Raw genomic sequence first — 18,342 nt, 5'->3', positions numbered from 1 at the left:
GGTACTCCTTTCCATTGTTAGCTACCTACATTTACTCTTCATCAAGAACTTCTTCTAGGTCTAAAAATGCTTCTTCTTCTTCCTCTTCCACATCAACTAACTCGCCGTCCTCAAATTCCTGCTGACTAAATCCGAAGTCTTCCAGAGGTTCTTCCTCATTGTAGCCCTTCTCGCCTTCAATAACGGAATGCAGATCTGTTTCGCCAAAATCAATCGTTTCCATGATTTCAACTTCTGTCTGGTCTTCCTTGAGTACTTTTACATCAAGTCCAAGGGACTGAAGCTCTTTTAACAATACCTTGAAGGATTCCGGTATACCTGGTTCCGGTATATTTTCTCCTTTGATAATTGCTTCGTAAGTCTTCACACGGCCGATAACATCATCGGACTTCACAGTCAGAATTTCCTGCAGTGTATAGGATGCACCGTATGCTTCCAGCGCCCAAACTTCCATCTCTCCGAAACGCTGTCCACCAAACTGTGCTTTACCACCAAGAGGCTGCTGTGTAACCAGGGAGTAAGGACCGGTGGAACGTGCATGGATTTTATCATCAACCAGATGATGAAGCTTCAGATAATGCATGTGTCCGATTGTAACTGAACTGTCGAAGTACTCGCCGGTACGGCCATCACGCAGCCTTACTTTACCATCGCGTGAAAGCGGTACACCTTTCCAGAGTTCTCTGTGTGCTCTGTTCTCATATAAATAATCCATAACATCAGGAAGCAGTTCCTGCTCATGTTTCTCTTTAAATTCTTCCCACTCAAGATTGACATAATCATTCGCCAGATCAAGAGTATCCATAATATCAACTTCGTTCGCACCATCAAATACCGGTGTGGATATATTAAATCCTAACGCTTTTGACGCAAGACTTAAATGGATCTCAAGTACCTGTCCGATATTCATACGGGAAGGCACACCAAGAGGATTCAATACGATGTCAAGCGGACGTCCGTTTGGCAGGAACGGCATATCTTCTACCGGAAGTACACGGGAAACAACACCCTTGTTACCATGACGGCCGGCCATCTTATCTCCAACGGAAATCTTTCTCTTCTGTGCAATATAAATACGTACTGCCTGATTTACGCCCGGTGATAATTCGTCTCCGTTTTCTCTGGTAAATACTTTGGCATCTACGACTATACCATATTCTCCATGAGGTACTTTCAGAGAAGTATCTCTTACTTCACGCGCCTTTTCACCAAAGATCGCACGAAGAAGCCTTTCTTCTGCAGTCAGCTCAGTCTCTCCCTTAGGGGTAACCTTACCAACCAGGATATCTCCGGCACGGACTTCCGCACCGATACGGATGATACCTCTTTCATCCAGATCCTTTAACGCATCATCGCCGACACCGGGAACGTCTCTTGTAATTTCTTCCGGTCCTAATTTTGTGTCTCTGGCTTCTGCTTCATATTCTTCAATATGGACAGATGTATAGACATCCTCCATAACCAGTCTTTCACTTAATAATACCGCATCCTCGTAGTTATAACCTTCCCAGGTCATAAATCCGATCAATGGGTTCTTACCTAATGCAATTTCACCATTCTGTGTAGAAGGTCCGTCAGCAATAACGTCTCCCGCCTGCACATGATCGCCTTTGAATACGATCGGTCTCTGATTGTAACAGTTACTCTGGTTACTTCTTGCAAACTTCGTCAAATGATACTCATCTTTAGATCCATCGTCATTTTTCATAACAATTGTCTTAGATGTGGAACGTTCAATCGTTCCGGCTTTTTTGGCAACCACACAAACACCGGAGTCAACCGCTGCTTTCATTTCCATACCTGTTCCAACAACCGGTGCATCCGTAGTCAATAACGGTACGGCCTGACGCTGCATGTTAGATCCCATCAGCGCACGGTTAGCATCATCATTTTCCAGGAAAGGAATCAATGCGGTAGCAACAGAAAATACCATCTTAGGAGATACATCCATGTAATCAAATGTAGTTCTTTCATACTCCTGCGTTTCTTCTCTGTAACGACCGGAAACATTTTTATGAACAAAATGTCCTTCTTCATCCAGGGCCTCATTCGCCTGAGCTACATGATAATTATCTTCCTCATCTGCAGTCATATATACAACATCTTCCGTAACACGAGGGTCAGTCGGATCTGTCTTGTCTATTTTACGGTATGGTGCTTCAATAAAACCATACTCATTAATTCTGGCATAGGTTGCCAGGGAGTTAATCAGACCGATATTAGGACCTTCAGGTGTCTCGATCGGACACATTCTTCCATAATGGGAATAGTGAACATCTCGAACCTCGAATCCCGCTCTATCTCTGGACAAACCACCAGGGCCCAGTGCGGATAAACGTCTTTTATGTGTTAACTCACCAAGCGGATTATTCTGATCCATGAACTGAGACAGCTGGGAAGAACCAAAGAATTCTTTAACAGCTGCTGTTACCGGCTTGATATTGATCAGAGACTGTGGTGAAATTCCTTCCAGATCCTGTGTTGTCATACGTTCACGTACAACTCTTTCCAGCCTGGAAAGACCAATACGGTACTGGTTCTGCAGCAACTCGCCTACTGCTCTGATACGTCTGTTTCCTAAATGGTCGATATCATCTGCATTGCCAATTCCATATTCCAGATGCATATTATAGTTAATAGAAGCAATAATATCTTCTTTTGTAATATGCTTCGGAATCAATTCGTGGATATTCTGCTTGATTGCATATTTGATATCTTCAATATCGTCATTTTCTTCCAGTATTTTTTCAAGCACAGGGTAATATACTAACTCTGTAACACCCACTTCTTTTGGATCAACATCAACGAAATTCGTAATATCAACCATCATACTGGAGATTACTTTCGCATTACGTTCTTCCGTCTGAATCCAAACGAAAGGAACTGCTGCATACTGAATAGCATCTGCAATTTCACGTGTTACTTCGGTGCCTGCTTCAGCCAGAATTTCACCTGTAGTAGTATCTACAACATCTTCTGCAAGCACATGTCCTGAGATACGGTTGCGAAGAAGAAGCTTCTTATTAAATTTATAACGGCCAACCTTAGCAAGATCATATCTTCTAGGGTCAAAAAACATACTGGTAATAAGGCTTTCTGCACTTTCTACTGCCAGCGGTTCACCCGGACGGATCTTTTTATATAATTCAAGAAGACCTTCCTGGTAATTTTCTGATGTATCCTTAGTTAAACTTGCCAGGATCTTAGGTTCTTCACCAAATAACTCAATGATCTCAGCATTGGTACCGATGCCAAGTGCACGGATTAAAACCGTAATCGGCACCTTTCTGGTTCTATCTACACGAACATAGAAAACATCATTGGAGTCAGTTTCGTATTCCAGCCAGGCACCTCTGTTAGGAATAACGGTAGCAGAAAATAACTTTTTACCAATTTTATCATGAGCAACTGAATAATAAATACCTGGCGAACGAACCAACTGACTAACGATAACACGTTCAGCACCATTAATTACAAAGGTACCTGTTGCAGTCATTAAAGGCAAATCCCCCATGAATATCTCATGTTCATTGATTTCGTCATTCTCTTTATTATGAAGTCTCACCCTAACCTTTAACGGTGCAGCAAATGTTGCATCTCTCTCCTTGCACTCCTCGATGGAATATTTCACATCATCTTCACATAATGTGAAATCTACAAATTCCAAGCTCAGTTTGCCACTATAATCTGCGATTGGAGAGATATCTTCAAAAACTTCCTTCATTCCTTCGTCTAGGAACCATTGGTATGAGTCTTTCTGGACCTCAATCAAATTGGGCATTTCCAGAACCTCTTTTTGTCTTGAGTAACTCATACGAAAGCTTTTGCCGCTTTTGATTGGTCGTATCCTGTTTTTCTCCATTGACGTTTCACCCCTGTTCTTTCTATATAAATATAAACTATTTCCAACAACCCGGTTTTGGGCATAATGATACCCTTGGGCACAATCCTGCACAATAGTGCATCTTCCACTTTAGCATAAAGAAAAACTGCTGTCAAGCAGTTTCTCCTGAAAAAATTGGTTTTAAATTTGTACAATTTGAACTTCCTGTTTAAGAGCACGATTAAAAACAAACAGTAGCAAACTGTGGATTTCAGCTTGTATCTGAAATGTGCCGTATACATAGCATCAATAATTTGCAGCACCATAGTTTAGCAGGGTTTTGGTATCCCTCCATCTGGACTCACTGCTTGGACACCCCAGAACCACCGAAATGTAGGTCTTTCCGTTTTTGCTCATCGCCCCGGCAAAGCAATGTCCAGCCAAAGTTGTCCAACCTGTTTTTCCACCCAGGAATCCTGACATCTGGCCCAGCATATCATCCGTACTATATACCGTAAATCCTCTGCCGCCAGAAAGGCTGGAAAAACTATAAGCCCTGGTCTGTATAATCTGGCGGAACAAATCTTTTTTGATGGCATAACGCAGCATCTTTGCAAGATCCAGAGCTGACGAACCATGATTTCCCATCTCCAGTCCATTTGGTGTGACAAAGGTTGTATTTTTGCATCCAAGCTCTCTAGCCTTCTGATTCATAAGATCTGCAAAATTTTGTACCGAGCCGCTGATATGCTCCGCTATTGCCACTGCCACATCATTATAGGAAGGCAGCAGTAATGCATACAGCAGATCCTGCATCCGATAGACTTCACCCGGATTCATATACAGCTTTACTTCTTCCTGTCCTGCGGCATACGCAGAGACAGAAACTGAATCATTCAATCCGGCATACTCCAAAGCCAGTATTGCCGTCATTATTTTTGTGGTACTGGCATTGGGGCGGTTTTGATTTGCATTTTTCTGATAAATAACTTTTCCCGTCTTAGCGTCAATTAATACCGCAGAGGGTGCAGACAGGCTTAATGCAGAAGCGCTTACCTTTTTCCCGGAAGCATCAACGAACTTACTTCCTATAAAAGTACTCTTCACCATTGCCCCATTACTGCCCAGATAGTAATCGCCAACCCATTTATTTTTTACCATATAACCATTACTGCCAAAATAGTACCACTTACCCGACACTTTCTTCCAACTGTTTTTCAGATAACTTCCGCTTTGGTTCTGATATTTCTTTCCTTTATCTCCAGTTCGCATACCCGGCTTCATGAAACCATATTTATCAAAGCTGTATTTAATTCCATTTATGGTAATTCTTTTATTTTTGACCGCATAACCATGTTTATCAAAATAGCACCGTTTATTATTGATAGTCTTCCACTTATTCGTTATGTACTGGTTCTTTTCATCCCGGAAACGCCAGCCTTTCGATGTTTTCACAAGCCCTTTTACATATTTCCCGCTTGCCTCCAGATAATGACTGCCCACCCAGCTTTGTGTAACGGCATAACCCTTCTTATTAAAATAATAACGGTTCCCATCAATTGTTTTCCACTGGCTTTTCAGGTATCCCTTAGATCCATTCTTATAGCGGTATCCCTTCCCGGTATTTTTAAAGCTTACAATCCATCTTCCTTTGGAATTTACATACCGGTCACCAACCCAGCGGCTTTTTTGCAGTCTTCCGCTCTTTGTATAATAATACCAGCCTGTACTTTTGTGCTTCCATGCAGCGTCCGCCTGGAAAACAGGTGAAATGCCAATCAGCAATATCAGAATTAATGTTAATGGAATAAAAAATCGCTTTTTTACATTTTTCATTTAACTCTACCCCCCACTTTGATTTTCAAAAACATTCTAAAAATATTATACATGATAATGTAAAATTCACCAAATCAATTTTTCTCACCAGCAATATAAAAAATGCCGGTGCCAAGATTATCTCTCAGCACCAGCATCATTTTAAGTTATCATACATTCTAAAATTACAAATTTAAAGCAGATCAGATTGTTCCATCCCAGGTAGAAACTGTTTTGGCTTTCTTCTCTTCCTCGTCAAACCAACGGGTGGTCACTACTTTTCCTTCTGTATAGAAACGATATCCGTCTTTTCCAAGGCAATGCAGATCTCCAAAGAAAGATTTCTTATGTCCATTAAATGGGAACATACCTACGGGAACCGGAATACCTACATTGACTCCCACCATTCCTCCGTCCGTACGTCTTGCAAATTCTCTCGCATAGTGACCGCTCTGTGTGAAGATTACAGAACCGTTAGCATATGGATTTGCATTCATAACCGCAAGTCCTTCATCGAAATCTTTCACACGTTTGATACAGAGAACCGGACCAAATACTTCTCTGTCTCCGATGGTCATTCCCGGTTTTACGTGATCGAAAATCGTAGGCCCTACATAATAACCATTCTCATATCCCGGAACCTGGATATCCCTTCCATCTAAGATCAGTTCTGCACCCTCTTCAATTCCTTTTTCGATCCAATTCGTAACAAACTTCTTATGCCCTTCATTTACTACCGGACCCATACCTGTTGTTTTATCATAAGCCGGACCGACTTTAATTTCTCTTGCTTTTTCTACAATTGCATGAACCAGGTCATCTGCAATATCTTCCTGGACTACAACCACCGGGAGTGCCATGCAGCGTTCACCGGCACATCCAAAGGCTGCGTTAATAATTCCAGCTGCTGTTCTTTCGATTGGTGCATCATTCAACACCAGTGCATGGTTTTTCGCTTCGCAAAGAGCCTGAACGCGTTTTCCATTTGCTGCTGCAGTTGAATAAATATGTAATCCTACTTCTGTTGATCCCACAAAAGTAATTCCTTTGATATCCGGATGCTGTAAAAACATTTCCGCTTCATTTCTGGAACAGGTCACAATATTGATTACGCCATCCGGTAGCCCTGCTTCCTTATATAATTCAGCGATACGCATACAGGTCTGAGGTGTAAACGTTGCAGCCTTTATTACAATGGTATTTCCACAGGCGATGCACATTGGTGTCATCCATCCCATAGGGATCATTGCCGGGAAGTTAAATGGAACAATACCTGCAAATACACCCATGGGTTCACGGTACATTACAGTGTCAAAACCGGAGGAAGCATCCATGAGACTTTCGCCCATCATTAATGACGGCGCGGAAATTGCCTGTTCGGTTCCTTCTTTTGCTTTCAGGACGTCACCTTCTGCCTCAACCCATGCTTTGCCGTTTTCTCTTGCAACAAGTTCCGTCAGTTCATCCATATGCGCAATCAGCAGATCTCTCAGCTTATAAAGAATCTGAACACGTTTGATTACAGGTGTTCCTGACCAGCCAGGGAAAGCTGCTTTCGCTGCTGCAATGGCTTCTTCTACTTCCTCTGAAGTACAGCAGGGTACTTTTGCAGTGATTTCACCGGTACTCGGATTGCAAGCATCCGTATAACGTTCCGTCTTAGATTCTTTAAACACACCATTAACATAATAACCCAGTTTCTTAACATCGCCCATGATAAATCCTCACTTTCATATTTGTGGTAAACTATTGTAATTTGTTGATTATATTTTGGATATATCTTATATTATCACAGAACATAACCAAAATCAACACAAACTTTTCGTTATTTTATTCACGAAACAATCAGGACATTATCTGCATTCACAGATATGTTCATAACTTCACATATCTATATTTTTTTTGTGAAGACCTATTCCGGACAACAAAAAATCCCCGCAGACACCTGGAACCAGGTAACTGCGGGGATTGCTAATCATCAGATTATTTTAATGTGATCTTAGCGCCTTCTGCTTCTAATTTAGTCTTTAATTCTTCAGCTTCTGCTTTAGAAACGCCTTCTTTAACAACCTTAGGAGCTCCGTCAACTACTTCTTTAGCTTCTTTTAAGCCTAAGCCTGTAGCTTCACGAACAACTTTGATAACTTTAACTTTGTTTGGTCCAACTTCTGTTAATTCTACGTCGAACTCATCTTTTTCTTCTGCTGCTTCTGCTGCTCCGCCTGCTGCTGCTACTACAACACCTGCTGCTGCAGATACACCAAATTCTTCTTCACATGCTTTTACTAAATCGTTTAATTCTAATACAGATAATTCTTTGATAGCATCAATAAATTCTGCTGTTGTTAATTTTGCCATTTTATTTTCCTCCATTTAATTTTTTAAGTTATTTTTTCGGATATCCGATTTCCCGGTTCCACGTTTTACGTTGAATTCTTAAGCTTCTTTTGCTTCTGCAATCTGATTAAGAACACGAGCAAGATTTGTAATAGGTGACTGGATACTTCCAAGTAACTTGCCAAGAAGTTCTTCCCTTGACGGAACGGAAGCCAATGCCTGTACGCCTGTCTCATCGTAGTAAGCTCCTTCTACGACACCTGCGATCAATTTGATTGCCGGAACAGTCTTTGCATGTTTTGCTAAGATTCTTGCCGGAGCAGTTGCGTCTTCTTTCGAAATTGCAATTGCATTTGGTCCTTCCAGATGTTTGCTGAGTGCTTCGCAATCTGTATCTTTGAATGCAAAGTTCATCATTGTATTTTTGTATACTTTGTAGACAACGCCAGCTTCTCTAAGCTCTTTACGAAGAGCTGTGTCCTGTTCCACGCTGATTCCACTATAAGTTACTAAAATAACTGATGCTGCATCTTTGATACTTGCGCTAATCTCTTCAACAACTGGTTTTTTAAGTTCAACTTTTGCCATGAATGGTGCACCTCCTTATGTTAGTATGTGTACCGCCGTAAAAAACCTCTTTGTACAAGACAAAGAGGTTTCATAAATCATTCTTATTAGAACTCATTACTCCTCGGTAGGCGTTTTCACCTTATGCCTTACGGCACCTACTGTCTTCGGCAGTTTTCTAATAGACTATAGCATAGTCTGTCTGAATTTGTCAAGCAGATTTTATAACTTTTTCTGTTGGCTGGCATTATTCTTTGATTTTTTTATGAAACTCCTGTAATGAATGAACCTCTAAACGTTCTCCCATCTTTACTGCCTTAATGCCTTCTGCCGTAGCTTTTGCCGCTGCCATTGTTGTCATGTAAGGTATTTTTTCCTTGATAGCAGCCTTACGGATATAACTATCATCTGTTGCACCTTTTTTATCAATTGGTGTATTGATGATCATTTGGATCTTTTTATTGGTGATGGCATCCAGGATATTCGGTCTTCCCTCATTAATCTTAGATATCTTCTCGGCTTCAAGTCCGGCTTCCTTAATCAGTTCATAAGTACTACCGGTCGCCATCAGCTTAAATCCGCAATCATGAAGTTCCTGTGCCACTTCTTTTACTTCCGGCTTGTCTCTGTCACTTACGCTGAGGAGTACGGTACCTTCTAATGGAAGTTTGGTCTGAGTAGCTTCCTGCGCTTTATAGAACGCTTCACCGAAACTTTCTGAAATACCAAGTACTTCTCCGGTAGAACGCATTTCAGGTCCTAATAAAGGATCTACTTCCGGGAACATATTAAACGGGAAAACAGCTTCTTTTACACCATAGTGTGAAAACTTCTTCTCTTTTAAATCAAGTACCGGAGAAGGTCTTCCAGTTAAATAAGAAGTCATGATATCTGTTGCCAGTTTAACCATTTTAATATTACATACTTTTGATACCAGCGGTACTGTTCTGGATGCACGCGGATTTGCTTCAAGTACATATACTACTCCGTCTTCAATGGCATACTGCATATTCATAAGTCCGACTACATTCATTTCTGCTGCAATCTTTCTCGTATAATCTTTAATGGTTTCGATCTGTTCTTCTGTCAGGTTCTTAGATGGAAGAATACATGCGGAGTCACCGGAATGAACACCTGCAAGTTCAATATGCTCCATTACCGCCGGAACAAATACATTAGTTCCATCGCTGATGGCATCAGCCTCACACTCAGTAGCATGATGTAAGAAACGGTCGATCAATATCGGTCTGTCGGGAGTAACTCCAACCGCTGCCTTCATGTAGAATGTCAGAGCCTCATCATCATGAACCACTTCCATGCCTCTTCCGCCCAAAACATAAGAAGGACGTACCATAACCGGATATCCGATCTTATTTGCAATCGCAAGCGCTTCCCCTACGTTAACAGCCATTCCTGCTTCCGGCATAGGAATATTCAGCTTCTTCATCATGTCACGGAACAGATCTCTGTCTTCTGCAAGATCAATCGTTTCCGGTGTTGTTCCAAGAATATTGACTCCCGCTTTTTTCAGGTCATATGCCAGATTCAGCGGCGTCTGTCCTCCAAACTGTGCAATAACTCCTACCGGTTTTTCCTTGTCATGGATACTCAGTACATCTTCCAGGGTCAGTGGTTCAAAATACAATTTATCAGAAGTGTCATAATCTGTAGAAACAGTTTCCGGATTACAGTTAACAATGATAGTTTCAAATCCCAGCTCTTTCAAAGCAATTGCTGCATGTACACAGCAGTAGTCGAATTCGATTCCCTGTCCGATACGGTTTGGTCCACCACCTAAAATCATGATCTTCGGTTTATCATTATTAACCGGGCTCTCATCTTTCATATGGTAACTGGAATAATAATATGCAGAATCCTTGGTACCGCTTACGTGAACCCCTTCCCAGGCTTCAACGATTCCGGCTTCTATTCTTGTACGTCTTACTTCATCTTCTGTTACTTCCAGGATCTGGCTCAGGTATTTATCAGCAAAACCATCTAACTTCGCCTGTTTCAATACGTCTGTCTGAGGAACCTTTCCCTTTAAAGCCTTTAATGATTCCTCTTCTTCTACCAATTCTTTCATCTGTTCAATGAAGTAATGCTTAATTTTCGTTAATTCAAATAATTCCTGAACGGAAGCACCTTTTCTCAATGCTTCATACATAATAAACTGACGTTCACTTGTAGGAACGGCAAGCATTTTCAAAAGTTCTTTCTTCGACTTGGTTGCAAAATCCTTTGCATTGCCAAGTCCGTACCTGCCGGTCTCAAGACTTCTGATTGCCTTCTGGAAAGCTTCTTTATAAGTCTTACCGATACTCATAACTTCACCAACGGCACGCATCTGGGTTCCAAGCTTATCCTCAGATCCTTTAAACTTCTCAAACGCCCAGCGGGCAAACTTAATTACAATGTAATCACCGCCTGGAACATACTGATCCAGAGTTCCATACTTGCCGCACGGAATTTCATCTAAAGTCAAACCACTTGCAAGCATTGCGGAAACCAGAGCAATAGGGAACCCGGTTGCTTTTGATGCCAGCGCAGATGAACGTGATGTCCTTGGATTAATCTCAATTACGATAATGCGGTCACTGACCGGATCATGTGCAAACTGTACGTTGGTACCACCAATTACTTCAATGGCTTCAACGATTTTATAAGCCTGCTCCTGAAGTCTTTTCTGAACCTCTCCGGATATGGTCAGCATCGGTGCAGAACAGAAAGAATCGCCTGTATGAACGCCCAGCGGATCAATATTTTCAATAAAGCAGACTGTAATCATGTTGTTCTTCGCATCACGGACAACTTCTAATTCCAGCTCTTCCCAGCCGAGAATTGATTCTTCAACTAATACCTGGCCTACCAGACTTGCCTGTAATCCTCTGGCACATACCGTCTTTAACTCTTCAACATTATATACCAGTCCGCCGCCTGCACCACCCATGGTATATGCAGGACGCAGAACTACCGGATAACCCAGATTGTCAGCAATTTTCACTGCCTCTTCTACGGTATATGCCACTTCACTTTTTGCCATTTCGATTCCCAGGCTGTCCATAGCCTTTTTGAATTCTATACGGTCTTCTCCACGCTCAATAGCATCTACCTGAACACCGATAACCTTTACGTCATATTTTTCCAAAACACCGGCTTTTGCCAGTTCGGAACACAGATTCAGACCGGACTGTCCACCCAGGTTTGGCAGTAACGCATCCGGACGTTCTTTTTCAATAATCTGAGTCAGACGTTCCACATTTAATGGTTCAATATAAGTAATATCCGCTGTTTCCGGATCTGTCATGATTGTTGCCGGATTGGAATTTACCAGAACAATTTCATAACCAAGGTTTCTTAGCGCTTTACACGCCTGTGTTCCGGAATAGTCAAATTCGCATGCCTGTCCAATGATGATAGGACCGGAACCGATAATAAGTACTTTGTGAATATCATTTCTCTTCATGGTTTTACCTCTCATAATATCTTTTTGTATACTATACTACACAAAATCATTAGGTCTATTATACGTTATTGTAAGAGATGTGTAAATATATAATTTTATCCCATGATAAAATTCTGCCTCAGGCGCGTTCTCTTCGCTTATACTTCCTCAGAACTGCTTCAAAATACTCCAGCATTTCCTCTCTTTCATATACCATTGTCCCCTCTTTCAAGGTCTCCATATAATCCTGCAGCATATCATAAGTTTTCTTTTCACTGATTACAACTCTCTGACTCTTGCCTTCCCCGTTTCTTACAAATACCTGTGCCTGGTCCTTGTCGAATACCTCCATATAGATATTCTTCATGGTTCCCGCCTCATCTGTCCTTAACATATAACCTTCCGAGCCGCCTTTTTTTATTTCTGTATAGACCTGCTCCAGAATCTGATATGTATGGCGCAGTCCAAGTGGATGCTGCTCCGCCTCCGGTACTCCAACTATCGTTCCCTGCCTGGCAAACTCTTCCAGTCCGGTATCCGGAAAATAAAACCTGAATTTTCTTTTCCCCTGTATTTCTCTCATATCCCGATTATTGTCATTCATCATCTCACACTACCTCCACCAGATAGATTGTATGTTTAGTTTCTTTTTTCCCTCAAATAATCCTTATATCTTAATATCCTTTTAATATTAAGAATTATTATAACATGTTAACACTTTCATAACAACATCCGATCGAACATGTGACCGTTTTTTGTAAAAAACAGAAGAGTATACTCAGATTCGAATACTCTTCTGCCTTTATTTATGTTCACTTCCTGCAGTCTCTTTCATTGCTTCTACCGTATTTCTGTCACATTCTCCAATGCCATATCTCGCCATCTCATAATATTCGGTCATTTTCGGTCCGCCGGATACCTCGGGAAATAATTCCATGCGAATTTCTTCCGGCGTACAGGATGCCGGCAAAATTCTGCCCTTTTTCATTCTCCCTTTCACGAATTTTTTATACATCTTTCTGATTTTCATGTTATTGCTGCCGGTAAAAAGTTCCCGGATTGTTCGTCTGTTTTTTCGTTTCTTTACCCTTTCCTCTTTCCACAGAAAAGTGCTGGACTCCTGTATCTCTTCGTCCGGCATCTTCTGTTTATATTTCCGGTAGATTCTGTAAATTCCATATGCTGCCAGAAATACAATTCCTGCAGCTACAGCAGCTTTTAAAACCGTTGCAAGAATTTGCTCCAGTATCTCGAGCCACTGACTTTTTTCACTTATTTCCTGCGTGAACATATCAGCCATTTGATTCTGTGCCTGGAATGCCTCTGTCTGCGGCACATCATTGGACTCTTTTAAGAAAAATGCCAGAAGCCATCCCACAATCCCCAGCATTATGTTTTTTAATGCAGTCAGGATCAGGTCCGGGGATAAGTCTTTAAATAGAAAAATTACTGCTGCCCCGCAAAACAGAAAAACCAGCATCATAACATTTCCCACCCATTGAATCCGCTCATAGGGAATACTGGTATTCCTTTTGTTTTTCACAAAAAACTGATGCATATTTTCTAAATATATGAGAATCATTTCAGATAATCCAAAAACGCTGACTGCCAGTACGCTGACCCGCTTCAATATTTCGCTGTTGGTATACCCCCCTATCCCGTAGGACACAAGAAAAACACCTGCCCATGCCAGCCAAGGACGCTCCTGTTTATTCTGTATACGCAGAAACAAAGAAATAAGTGCTGAGAGTCCTGTACAAAAAGTCAGAAGCAGACCGGCAGATTTATCCGGTATTAAAATATACATCCCAGCCGTTATCAGTATATGAAGCATAAGGAACACTATAAAACTTACAGTTGTTTTTCTCAAAATATAAAATACAACAAGCGGAACCACAAACACAATCCCTTTTACAAACCAATCCTTACTCAGCACATTCCCGTTGCAAAGTCCGGCCAGCACCGAAGCATAAATCATATAGTACAGACATGTCTGTGCCGCAATTTCCAAAAACGCCGTATGAAACTGCTGCCTGCCCCCTTTTAATACCATTTTGGACAATTTTTTCACCTGCCTTTTTACCTGCACTCTCAACCGCCTCTTTCTACTTCCCAGCAAATCATGTCACCTGCGATTCCGGGATGCATATTTAACAACGTTCCACGATAAACAGGTGCGATCCAAACAGACCCCCTGCTCTGTTCCCGAAGCCTTAAAAAATCTTCCTGCAGTTCCTCCCTGCAGCTGGTGGATACAAAAACATAAAGGACATTTTCGCTTTTCCCATTACAAAGTTCTTCCATACGGACATGAAAACGCTCCGCTTCCAGAGTCAGATCCATCCTTGCCAGCTGCTCATCCAGCATTTCCCCGTGAGCCTCCCCGCTGCCGGCACGAAGGTACAGACTTTCTTTTGTTATTTTGTCTTTCCCATTGGTTAGAAACTGAACCGGAACACCCTGCTCTAAAAACTGTCTGGCTAAAGTACTTACTATACGGATGCCTTCTTCCAGCAGATCATCATGATGCCAAATCGTATCCTGATCCGCATTAAATAGAAAACAAATAGCCTGAGAAGCTGTAGCATCATGTACATTTACCATGTAAGTGCTGTTCTTCGCAGAAATTTTCCAGTTGATGCTCCTCATGGAATCATAACTTTGATATTCTCTTATACCGGCAAATGCAAAAGGATCCTCCTGAAGGTATTTCCTGGTCTGTATATTCCCCATTATCCTTTCATAAGGAACATCTGTCCGTTCCAGATCCGCCTTTGCAGGAAACACATACAGCCTCGCCTTATTTTCACAGGTGCTGTAATATTCCCCGGAAAACCAGATATCACCTGCCGTCAGATCTAATTCATCCACATCATACAATCCCCGCTTTGCACAGGTGACCTTATGACGCCGGACTATTTTTTGATACGGAAACAGCGAAAATATGTCACATTTATAACAGTAATCCGTTATTTTCATATTCTCCTGTTTTTCAAAATGAAGTCCTTTATCGGTCTTAAACATCACTTTTAATGTGGGCAGGATCATCCATTTACGATTGCTTACCATTTCAAACAGAATCGTTTCGCTTCCTTCCGTTACGGCACTGTGTTCAAATGACACCTCCGCATTCAGTCCTTTTTTCCAGTTCTTTTCATATACCAGCCGCTGTATAAACCAGACTATAAATAGTCCCAAAATAATCAGGATAATTTTCATCTTTATACCCATTGTATATTGCAGGCCTGCCTGCAATACTGCCACAAAATAATAAGGTTTCACGTATCACAGTGTGGCTGCCTTCCATCTGAAATTTTCTTTTACCCTTTCTCCATGCATGTCGCAAACAGGCTTGCCATACTTCCCTTACTTTTCCCAGTTCTCAGTAGGAACCGGTACCTGATCCAGGATTTCTTTTATTGTATTTACCGTGTTCCGGGATCGGTTCATTCCGCCGTACATTACCAGGCGGTGTGCCATTACCGGAACGGCAAGTGTTTTCACATCCTCAGGAATAACGTAATCCCTGCCCTCTATGACAGCATAAGCCTGTACTGCTTTTACAAATGCCAGCGTTCCCCGCGGGCTGACTCCCAGTTTGATCTTCTCATGTTTTCTGGTTTTGGTAATCAGTGCCAGTATATATTCTCTGATCCCAGCATGAACAAATACATCTCTATGTACCTGACTCATAAGAAGCAGGGTTTCTTTTGAACACACCGGTTCTATTTCATCCAGCGGATCTCCTTTGATAAAGCGCTCCATCATCTGCAATTCTTCCGACTCTTGTGGTACTCCCATGGACAGCTGCATTAAGAATCTGTCCAGCTGTGCCTCCGGCAACGGATAAGTTCCTGCTGTTTCTATGGGGTTCTGAGTCGCAATAACCAGAAAGGGTTCCTCCAGATGCATGGTCACACCATCTACCGTTACCTGCTTTTCCTCCATGCATTCCAGCAGACTTGACTGGGTTCTGGGTGTGGCCCTGTTGATCTCATCCGCCAGAACAATATTTGCAAAAACAGGTCCCTCACGATATACAAATTCTCCCTGCTTCTGATTGTAATAATTGATACCGGTTATATCTGATGGCAGTAAATCCGGCGTAAACTGGATTCTGCTAAAGGGAAGATCCAGGGATCTGGCAAGAGACTTTGCCAGCTTTGTCTTTCCTGTACCCGGTACGTCTTCTAACAGTATATGCCCACCTGCTAAAAGTGAAGTCAGAACCAGGTCTATCACTTCTGATTTACCTATGATCACCCTATTTATATTTTCCTTTATGGATTGTGCCGCTGCTGCTGCCTGAACGATATCCATTTATCCTGTCCTCCTGTTCCAGAGCATGTCAGAACAATCATTACACGGTCATATCCTGCCAGGGGCGCAGTCAGTCCGGTGCAAGCCGTTTCTAATACACTCTAATACTGTTTTTATTTTACTACGAATTCAGGAAAATTACTATTTTAATTCAAAAAGATAAAAAAGCAAAAAAAGGGGGCCATCGCACTAAATCTTAATGCGATGACCCCTTTATAAGGGTTTATGCAAATTTTGCTGTGTTAAGCTTCACACCAGGTCCCATTGTAGGAGCGACTGTTACGCTCTTTAAATACTGTCCTTTAAGTGCTGAAGGTTTCGCTTTTAAAATTGCACCCATAAGCGTCTGGAAGTTGTCCGCTAACTGCTCCTCTGTAAAAGAAGCTTTTCCGATTGGCACGTGGATAATGTTTGTTTTATCTAATCTGTACTCAATCTTACCTGCTTTGATTTCCTGAACTGCTTTTGTTACGTCCATAGTTACCGTACCAGCTTTTGGGTTTGGCATTAAGCCTTTTGGTCCAAGTACACGACCAAGACGTCCAACAACACCCATCATATCCGGTGTAGCTACAACTACATCGAATTCAAACCAGTTTTCGTTCTGGATCTTTGGAATTAATTCCTCTGCTCCAACGTATTCAGCGCCTGCTGCACGAGCTTCATCAGCTTTTGCATTTTTAGCGAATACTAAGACACGAACTTTTTTACCGGTACCGTGTGGTAACACAACAGCTCCACGGATCTGCTGATCCGCATGACGGCCATCACAGCCTGTTCTGATATGAGCTTCGATTGTTTCATCAAATTTAGCAACAGATGCTTTCTTCACTAAAGAAATAGCTTCTGTTGTATCATAAAGATTTGCGCGGTCGATTGCTTTTGCAGCCTCTGCGTATCTTTTTCCTTTTTTCATATTAAATAACCTCCTGGTGGTATTTGCGGGAATTTCCCTCCCACTTTTCATTGTTTAGTTTACGTTTTGCTTGATTGCCAAGTATATTATTCCTCAACAGTGATACCCATGCTGCGTGCGGTACCTGCGATCATGCTCATAGCAGCTTCAACAGATGCTGCATTTAAATCTGGCATTTTCATTTCAGCGATCTCTTTGATCTTTTCTTTGCTGATTGTAGCAACTTTTGTTTTATTTGGAACGCCTGAACCTGATTTCAGGTTGCATGCTTTCTTTAATAAAACTGCTGCCGGAGGAGTTTTTGTAATAAAGCTGAAGCTTCTGTCTGCATATACAGTAATAACAACCGGGATAATTAAATCGCCTTTGTCAGCTGTTCTTGCGTTGAACTCCTTTGTAAACTGAACGATGTTAACACCGTGCTGTCCAAGTGCCGGACCAACTGGTGGAGCTGGTGTAGCCTTTCCAGCAGGAATCTGTAATTTAATATAACCTGTTACTTTTTTTGCCATTTTTAGGCACCTCCTATGTGGTATTGGCGGGGGATTTCCCTCCCACTAATCCGTCAGACTGCGAATATTACCCGACGGTCTAATATCATGTTACATTTTTTTAATCTCTGTGAAACTTATTTCTACTGGTGTTTCACGACCGAATAACTCAACATTAATGGTAACGATCTGTTTACCATGATTGATGGACTGAATTACTCCAACGGTATCTTTCCAGACTCCGCCGGTTACAGTAACGGCATCTCCCTCTGTGAAATCCACCTGGACATCGTCCGCCTGGATTCCAAGATTCAGCATTTCCGCTTCGGTAAGTGGCACTGGTTTTGATCCAGGACCAACAAATCCGGTAACACCTCTTGTATTTCTAACGACATACCAGGTGTCATCATTCATGACCATATTCAGAAGTACATAGCCAGGAAACAGTTTCTTCTGAACCTGCTTCTGCACGCCATTTTTTACTTCTACAACATCCTGCATCGGAACTCTGACCTCAATGATCTGATCTTCTAAATGCCGGTTTTCAATCGTTTTCTCAATGTTGGCCTTAACCTTGTTCTCATACCCTGAATAAGTATGAACTACATACCAGTTTGTTTCTGACATA

14 protein-coding genes and 1 other annotated feature are annotated in these 18,342 nt (G+C 41.8%); all 14 genes read right to left on the bottom strand.

The genetic code is table 11. The features are described from left to right. Window positions 1-31 precede the first annotated feature (31 nt). Window positions 32-3,862: a DNA-directed RNA polymerase subunit beta gene (gene rpoB, locus QR40_RS05200; protein ID WP_027296116.1), complete on the bottom strand. Its 3,831-nt coding sequence runs from the start codon at window positions 3,860-3,862 to the stop codon at window positions 32-34. Continuing rightward, a complete protein-coding gene (locus QR40_RS31275) occupies window positions 3,811-3,999 on the bottom strand; it encodes a hypothetical protein (protein WP_141728551.1) in 189 nt (62 codons plus the stop codon). Before QR40_RS31275 ends, rpoB begins: the two co-directional genes overlap by 52 nt. Window positions 4,000-4,129: 130 nt before the next feature. Beyond that, window positions 4,130-5,659 (bottom strand): hypothetical protein, encoded by a 1,530-nt coding sequence (locus QR40_RS29520; RefSeq protein WP_052430709.1) that lies wholly within the window; start codon window positions 5,657-5,659, stop codon window positions 4,130-4,132. Between the two features lie 182 nt (window positions 5,660-5,841). After that, the gene (locus QR40_RS05185) at window positions 5,842-7,353 is read right to left on the bottom strand and encodes a CoA-acylating methylmalonate-semialdehyde dehydrogenase (protein ID WP_027296114.1); all 1,512 of its coding nucleotides are present in this window, start codon (window positions 7,351-7,353) and stop codon (window positions 5,842-5,844) included. Between the two features lie 268 nt (window positions 7,354-7,621). Then, entirely contained in the window at window positions 7,622-7,996 is a 375-nt protein-coding gene (gene rplL, locus QR40_RS05180; protein WP_027296072.1) for a 50S ribosomal protein L7/L12, read from the bottom strand. Window positions 7,997-8,074: 78 nt separating this feature from the next. Next, window positions 8,075-8,563 (bottom strand): 50S ribosomal protein L10, encoded by a 489-nt coding sequence (rplJ, locus tag QR40_RS05175; protein WP_027296071.1) that lies wholly within the window; start codon window positions 8,561-8,563, stop codon window positions 8,075-8,077. 29 nt (window positions 8,564-8,592) lie between these two features. Continuing rightward, window positions 8,593-8,731 (bottom strand) — a sequence feature (ribosomal protein L10 leader region). A gap of 58 nt (window positions 8,732-8,789) precedes the next feature. Then, the gene (gene carB / locus QR40_RS05170) at window positions 8,790-12,008 is read right to left on the bottom strand and encodes a carbamoyl-phosphate synthase large subunit (protein WP_044293753.1); all 3,219 of its coding nucleotides are present in this window, start codon (window positions 12,006-12,008) and stop codon (window positions 8,790-8,792) included. A 118-nt stretch (window positions 12,009-12,126) separates the two neighbouring features. After that, window positions 12,127-12,594, bottom strand: a complete 468-nt coding sequence (locus tag QR40_RS05165; protein ID WP_027296069.1) for a hypothetical protein — start codon at window positions 12,592-12,594, stop codon at window positions 12,127-12,129. Window positions 12,595-12,789: 195 nt separating this feature from the next. Beyond that, window positions 12,790-14,076 carry a hypothetical protein gene (locus tag QR40_RS05160; RefSeq protein ID WP_044293752.1) on the bottom strand — a complete coding sequence of 429 codons (1,287 nt, stop codon included), beginning with the start codon at window positions 14,074-14,076 and terminating at the stop codon, window positions 12,790-12,792. Between the two features lie 2 nt (window positions 14,077-14,078). Then, window positions 14,079-15,251 (bottom strand): DUF58 domain-containing protein, encoded by a 1,173-nt coding sequence (locus QR40_RS05155; RefSeq protein ID WP_152614168.1) that lies wholly within the window; start codon window positions 15,249-15,251, stop codon window positions 14,079-14,081. Between the two features lie 102 nt (window positions 15,252-15,353). Further along, complete coding sequence (locus tag QR40_RS05150) at window positions 15,354-16,307, bottom strand: AAA family ATPase (protein WP_027296067.1); 954 nt, start codon at window positions 16,305-16,307, stop codon at window positions 15,354-15,356. Window positions 16,308-16,530: 223 nt separating this feature from the next. After that, entirely contained in the window at window positions 16,531-17,223 is a 693-nt protein-coding gene (gene rplA, locus QR40_RS05145; RefSeq protein WP_027296066.1) for a 50S ribosomal protein L1, read from the bottom strand. Window positions 17,224-17,309: 86 nt separating this feature from the next. Continuing rightward, window positions 17,310-17,735, bottom strand: coding sequence for a 50S ribosomal protein L11 (gene rplK, locus QR40_RS05140; protein WP_027296065.1), 426 nt, complete (start codon window positions 17,733-17,735; stop codon window positions 17,310-17,312). 90 nt (window positions 17,736-17,825) lie between these two features. Further along, window positions 17,826-18,341, bottom strand: coding sequence for a transcription termination/antitermination protein NusG (gene nusG, locus QR40_RS05135; RefSeq protein WP_027296064.1), 516 nt, complete (start codon window positions 18,339-18,341; stop codon window positions 17,826-17,828). Window position 18,342: the final 1 nt, after the last annotated feature.

The sequence above is a fragment of the Robinsoniella peoriensis genome (genome assembly GCF_000797495.1).
Taxonomy (GTDB): domain Bacteria; phylum Bacillota; class Clostridia; order Lachnospirales; family Lachnospiraceae; genus Robinsoniella; species Robinsoniella peoriensis.
The sequence above is the reverse complement of the archived record's forward strand: the minus strand, read 5'-3'. Positions and strand labels throughout refer to the sequence as shown.

Coding starts and splice junctions, on each gene's coding strand:
- rplK (WP_027296065.1), bottom strand. CDS start 17,735: ATGGCAAAAAAAGTAACAGGTTATATTAAATTACAGATTCCTGCTGGA.
- carB (WP_044293753.1), bottom strand. CDS start 12,008: ATGAAGAGAAATGATATTCACAAAGTACTTATTATCGGTTCCGGTCCT.
- rpoB (WP_027296116.1), bottom strand. CDS start 3,862: ATGGAGAAAAACAGGATACGACCAATCAAAAGCGGCAAAAGCTTTCGT.
- nusG (WP_027296064.1), bottom strand. CDS start 18,341: ATGTCAGAAACAAACTGGTATGTAGTTCATACTTATTCAGGGTATGAG.
- QR40_RS05185 (WP_027296114.1), bottom strand. CDS start 7,353: ATGGGCGATGTTAAGAAACTGGGTTATTATGTTAATGGTGTGTTTAAA.
- rplL (WP_027296072.1), bottom strand. CDS start 7,996: ATGGCAAAATTAACAACAGCAGAATTTATTGATGCTATCAAAGAATTA.
- rplA (WP_027296066.1), bottom strand. CDS start 17,223: ATGAAAAAAGGAAAAAGATACGCAGAGGCTGCAAAAGCAATCGACCGC.
- QR40_RS05150 (WP_027296067.1), bottom strand. CDS start 16,307: ATGGATATCGTTCAGGCAGCAGCAGCGGCACAATCCATAAAGGAAAAT.
- QR40_RS05165 (WP_027296069.1), bottom strand. CDS start 12,594: ATGATGAATGACAATAATCGGGATATGAGAGAAATACAGGGGAAAAGA.
- rplJ (WP_027296071.1), bottom strand. CDS start 8,563: ATGGCAAAAGTTGAACTTAAAAAACCAGTTGTTGAAGAGATTAGCGCA.
- QR40_RS29520 (WP_052430709.1), bottom strand. CDS start 5,659: ATGAAAAATGTAAAAAAGCGATTTTTTATTCCATTAACATTAATTCTG.